We start from the raw sequence: 5675 nt of genomic DNA, 5'->3' as shown, positions 1-5675 counted from the left end.
GACCCCGTATGACCTGGGGCCCTGTGTCCTGGGTCGTGGCTGGTGGGTGGGTACGGGGGGACACCCGTGGGTGGGAGAACCCGGTGGGGGCCTGGCGCCCTGGGGGCGGCGGGCCGCTGTCGACGGCGGCCCGCCGGCGCAGCGTACGAGGACAGGGCAGGGGAGCGGACCAGGCGTGAGCGGGCAGCACAGAACGGCACCGGACCCCTACTTTCCGGGACACGGTGACGCCCGCTTCCGGGTCCACCGCTACGAACTGGACCTCGACTACCGGCCGGTGCCGAACCGGCTCGCGGGCACGGCCCGGCTCAGCGCCATCGTGGGCCGCGCCCCGCTGGCCGAATTCCAGCTGAACCTGGGCGACTTCCGCATCGACCGCATCCGGGTCGACGGCCGGCCCCCGCACTACTCGCTGCGCGGCGGCAAGCTGCGGGTGCGCCCGGTCAAGTCGCTGCCCGCGAGCGCCGCGTTCACCGTCGAGGTGCACTACTCCGGCAACCCCAGACCGGTCAACAGCCCGTGGGGCGGCCTCGGTTGGGAGGAGCTGACCGACGGCGCGCTGGTCGCGAGCCAGCCGGTGGGGGCGCCGTCCTGGTACCCGTGCAACGACCGGCCCGCGGACAAGGCCGCGTACCAGATCGCCGTCACCGCACCCTCGGCGTACCAGGTGGTGATCGGCGGCCGGCTGCTGACCCGCACCACCCGGGCCTCCACCACCACCTGGGTCTACGAACAGCCCGCGCCGACGTCGAGCTATCTGGTCGGCCTGTCCATCGGCAAGTACCAGACGGTGCTGCTCGGCGACCCGGGGCTCAGCGGCGTACCGCAGACCGGGCACTTCCCGGCCGGGCTCTTCGCCGAGTTTTCCCGGGACTTCGCCCGCCAGCCGCAGATGATGGAACTCTTCGAGGAGCTCTTCGGCCCGTACCCCTTCGGCGAGTACGCGGTCGTGGTCACCGACGAGGAACTCGACATCCCCGTCGAGGCACAGGGGTTGTCGCTCTTCGGCGTCAACCATGTGGACGGCGCCCGGGGCGCGGAGCGGCTGGTCGCGCACGAACTCGCCCACCAGTGGTTCGGGAACAGTGTCACCGTCGCCGACTGGCGGCACATCTGGCTCAACGAGGGCCTCGCCAAGTACGCGGAATGGCTGTGGTCCGAGCGCTCGGGCGCCCGCCGCGCCCATGAACTGGCCCTGCACGCCCACCAGTCGCTCACCGCCCAGCCCCAGGACCTCCAACTGGCCGACCCGGGACGCAAGTCGATGTTCGACGACCGCCTCTACGAGCGCGGCGCGCTCACCGTGCACGCGGTGCGCCGCGCGCTCGGCGACGCCGCGTTCTTCCGGATGCTGCGCGAGTGGGCCGTCGTCCACCGGCACGGAGTGGTCACCACAGAGATGTTCACCGCCCACGCCGCCCGCTTCGCCCCCGGCCCGCTGGACGGCCTCTTCGAGGCATGGCTGTACGAGAGAGCACTGCCGCCGCTGTTCACGGCCGCGTGAGAACCGACGGTCGGTCGTCCCCGACCGTGTTGCCCGTAGCAAACAGCGAAGTGACGGGTGAGCGGCCCGGTTCAGGACGGGTCGGCGGGGAGAGCCGCGTAGGGAAGAGCCGGTCTCCGTGCCCGGGCTTGGCGCGCATCTTGATGAGGTGGGCGGGCTGGTCCTGAAGCGCCATGGCCGACCTCTGTCTCTTCCTCGGAACGCCGTTCGGTGTGCGTTCGCGACGCTATCGGACGGGCCCGCCGGGCACGCGCCGACGGTGGCGGGAAGGTGCCACGGCGCCATCCCGCCAGGCCGCGAACCCTTCTCCGTGACCTACGGCGGTCGACACTCTTCGCAGCTCTCGGGGCACACCCCTCGCGCCCGACGGCTCCAGGAGGAGAGACAGAGATGACAAGAGGAAGCGCACGCCGTGGCGCTGCTCTGCTGTCGGCCGGGATGGCGTTCGCGCTGCTGCCCGCCGCAGGCGCGCACGCCGCGTCGGACGCCATGAGACCCGTGACGACGAAGGCCGCGGCCGCCGCCCGCACGGTGACGCTCGTGACCGGCGACAAGGTGACCGTGACGGACATCGGCGGCGGCCGGCAGACCGTCGGCGTCACCCGGCCCAAGGGCGCCACCGGACTGGTCCGCACCCAGGTCACCGACGGTGCGATACGCGTCGTACCGGACGAGGCGGCCCCTTACCTGGCCTCCGGGAAGCTGGACTCGCGGCTGTTCGACGTCAGCGAACTGATCCGGCAGGGCCTCGCGGACGGCAAGGCCGACGCGACCCCGCTCATCGTCACCTACGGCGGCAAGAGCGCGCGGTCCACCGCCGCCGTCCCCAAGGGCGCCGAGCGCTCCCGCAAGCTGGGCAGCATCGGCGGCGCGGCGCTCGACGCCGACAAGGGCCGCACGTTCTGGAACGACCTCACCACCAAGAGCGGCTACACCGACGGCATCGGCAAGGTGTGGCTCGACGGCCGCGTCACCACCGACATGGCGGAGTCGAACGCCCAGATCGGCACCTCGAAGGCCTGGGAGGCGGGACTCACCGGCAAGGGCGTGAAGGTCGCCGTCCTCGACACCGGCTACGACGCCTCCCACCCCGACCTCGCCTCGCGCGTCACGGAGTCGAAGTCGTTCATCGAGGGCCAAGAGGTCGCCGACGCCAACGGGCACGGCACGCACGTCACGTCGACGGTCGGCGGGTCCGGTGCCGCCTCCGACGGCAAGGAGAAGGGCGTCGCCCCCGACGCCACCCTCGCCGTCGGCAAGGTCCTCAGCAACGAGGGCTCCGGCTCGGAGTCGCAGATCATCGCCGGAATGGAGTGGGCCGCCAAGGACATCAAGGCCAAGGTCGTCTCCATGAGCCTCGGCTCCAGCGAGGGCAGCGACGGCACCGACCCGATGGCCCAGGCGGTCAACACGCTCTCCGCGGAGACCGGCGCCCTGTTCGTCATCGCCGCGGGCAACGCCTACGGCCCCGGCACCATCGGCTCGCCCGGCGCCGCCGACTCCGCGCTCACCATCGGCGCCGTCGACGCCGACGACGAGCGGGCCGCCTTCTCCAGCCAGGGCCCGCTCCTCGGCGGCGACGGCCTCAAGCCCGATGTCTCCGCGCCCGGCGTGGACATCCTGGCGGCCCGCTCCTCCCTGGTGGCGGGCTCCGGCAGCTACACCACCATGAGCGGTACGTCGATGGCGACGCCGCACGTCGCCGGTGTCGCCGCCCTCCTCGCGCAGGAGCACCCCGACTGGACCGGCGCGCAGCTCAAGGACGCGCTGATGTCGTCCTCGAAGCAGCTCTCCGACTCGGCGTACGCGACCGGTTCCGGACGGGTCTCCGTGCCGGACGCGATCGCCGCGAAGGTCACCGCCACCGGCAGCGCCGACCTCGGCTCCTACCGCTGGCCGTACGACAGCAACGAGCCGGTCGCCAAGAAGATCACCTACTCCAACTCCTCCGACACGGCAGTGACGTTGGACCTCGCGGTGCAGGGCGCCGCCGACGGCGTCGTCACGCTCGCCGACTCCACGCTGACCGTGCCCGCTCACGGCACCGCCTCCACCACCGTCACCGGAGACGGCTCGAAGGCCGCCGTCGGCACCAACAGCGGCCAGATCGTGGCCAGTTCGGGCGGCACGGCTGTCGCCCACACCTCCTTCGGCCTGGTCAAGGAGGAGGAGCGGTACACGCTCACCGTCCATGTGAAGGACCGCGACGGCAAGCCGGCCGCGACCAACCTCATGTACCAGCAGCTCACCAAGGGAAGCCAGGCGCTGTCCGCGACGGTCGACGAGTCCGGCACGGCCACGCTGCGGCTGAAGCCCGGGACGTACTACCTGGACAGCTTCCTCGACGTGCGCGGCGCCCACGGCAAGGACTCGCTCGGCGTGGCCTACCTGGCCGACCCCGAGGTGAAGATCGACCGGGACCGTGAGATCACCTTCGACGGCAGGAAGCTGCGCGAGGTCGCCACGCGCGTCTCCAAGAACACCGACCCGCACCAGACTCTCGTCCAGTACGACCGTCGGAACAGTGCCACCGACGTGTTCGGCATGGCCGTCCTTCCCATCATGTACGACACGCTGTACGCGCTGCCCACCCACCCGGTGAGCGACGGCAGTTACGCGTACCGGACCACCTGGCGCGAGGCCCAGCCGCACATCACCGTCGACGGCGTCGACGAGGTGTGGGAGCAGCCCGGGTCCACCCTCGTCCAGGGCCGGAGCAAGCTCGCCCTCGTGAACGCCGGATCCGGCGCCGCCGCCGACTACCGGGGCAAGAACGCGAAGGGCAAGGGCGTCCTCGTGCACGCCGACGGCACGCTCACCCCGGCGCAGCTCGCCCAGGCCGCGCAGGACGCGGGCGCCAAGGCGCTGTTCGTCACGGACGACAATGCGGGCCGCCTCAACACGTCGTTCTACAACGACGACTACACCGACCGCCCGCTGCAGATCGCGAGCGTCACCAACGCCGACTTCGACCGGCTGCTCGACAAGCAGAAGCACGGTCGGCAGATCGAGATGACGGGCGTCAAGAACGCCACGTACTCCTACGACCTGTCGAAGGGCTACAAGGGCGTCATCCCCGACAAGAGCCTGCTCTTCGCGCCGGGCTCCCACGAGCTCGCCACCGTCGACACCACCTTCTACGGCGAGAAGAAGACCGCGGGCAGCGAGTTCCGCTACTCGATCGACCCGTCCTTCGCGGTCGCGGGCGGCTTCCAGGAGAGCTACGACTTCCCCGGGCACCGCACCGACTACGTCTCCGTCGAGTCCGGCCAGCAGTGGCACGAGTCCGTCAACGCCGGTCCCCTGGAGGAGCGCAGCGGCCGGGTGACCTACCGGGCCGGCAAGCACACCGAGCGGAACTGGTTCAAGCCGGTCTGGCACCCCTACGGAGGCAGCGGCCTCGGCTGGGGCCAGCAGCGGCGCGGCGACGACCTCCAGTTCAACATCCCCGGCTGGGGCGACGCCGGCCCCGACCACACCGGTTTCGGCGACCCGTACGGCTCCGACTCCGGCATGAAGCAGTACACCGAGGCGTTCGTGAACGGCGAGAGCGCGGGGCGGCGGGTGGGCAGCACCGCCCAGTTCGGCGTCAACGACGGCTCCGAACTGCCGTTCAAGGTGGTCACCGACACGGCGCTCGACCCGGCCGTTTGGGGCGTGGGCACCACCACGCACACCGAGTGGACGTTCCGGTCGGGGACCACGCCCGACGACACGTACACGTTCCTGCCGCTGATCAATCTCAACTACGACGTCGACACGGACCTTGCGGGCAAGGTCCGCGCGGGCGCGCGGCTGCCGATCGGCCTGTCCGCCGAGTACGTCAAGGGCGCGACCGGCACCGGCACCCTCGGCGGCGGCACCCTGCGGGCGTCGTACGACGGCGGCAAGACCTGGAAGTCCGTGGACCTCAAGGGCTCCGGCGCCTCCTGGAACGGCACGCTGAACGTGCCCCGCGACGCCACCTCCGTCTCCCTGCGGGCGACCGCGAAGGACGACAAGGGCGGCACGGTGTCCCAGGAGATCGTCGAGGCGGTGAAGGTGAAGTGAACCGCTGAGCAGGCGGCCCGGGGGGGAGGGGGGGGGGAGGGTTCGGGACGTGGCTCATCGGCCTCGGTGGACTCCCAGCGTAGCACTTCTGGGGTGCAGGGTTCGTAGAGGCGGGTGGCAT

Annotated in this window: 2 protein-coding genes; both read left to right on the top strand. The window is 71.2% G+C overall.

Annotated features, from left to right (window positions below; translation table 11 throughout):
- The first annotated feature begins 175 nt into the window (after positions 1-175).
- Complete coding sequence (locus ACFVDP_RS05120; RefSeq protein WP_383483396.1) at positions 176-1504, top strand: M1 family metallopeptidase; 1329 nt, start codon at positions 176-178, stop codon at positions 1502-1504.
- A gap of 390 nt (positions 1505-1894) precedes the next feature.
- Positions 1895-5554, top strand: coding sequence for a S8 family serine peptidase (locus tag ACFVDP_RS05115; RefSeq protein ID WP_383483393.1), 3660 nt, complete (start codon positions 1895-1897; stop codon positions 5552-5554).
- Positions 5555-5675: the final 121 nt, after the last annotated feature.

It is taken from the genome of Streptomyces sp. NPDC057694 (assembly GCF_042799415.1).
Classification (GTDB): Bacteria; Actinomycetota; Actinomycetes; order Streptomycetales; family Streptomycetaceae; genus Streptomyces.
The sequence above is the reverse complement of the archived record's forward strand: the minus strand, read 5'-3'. Positions and strand labels throughout refer to the sequence as shown.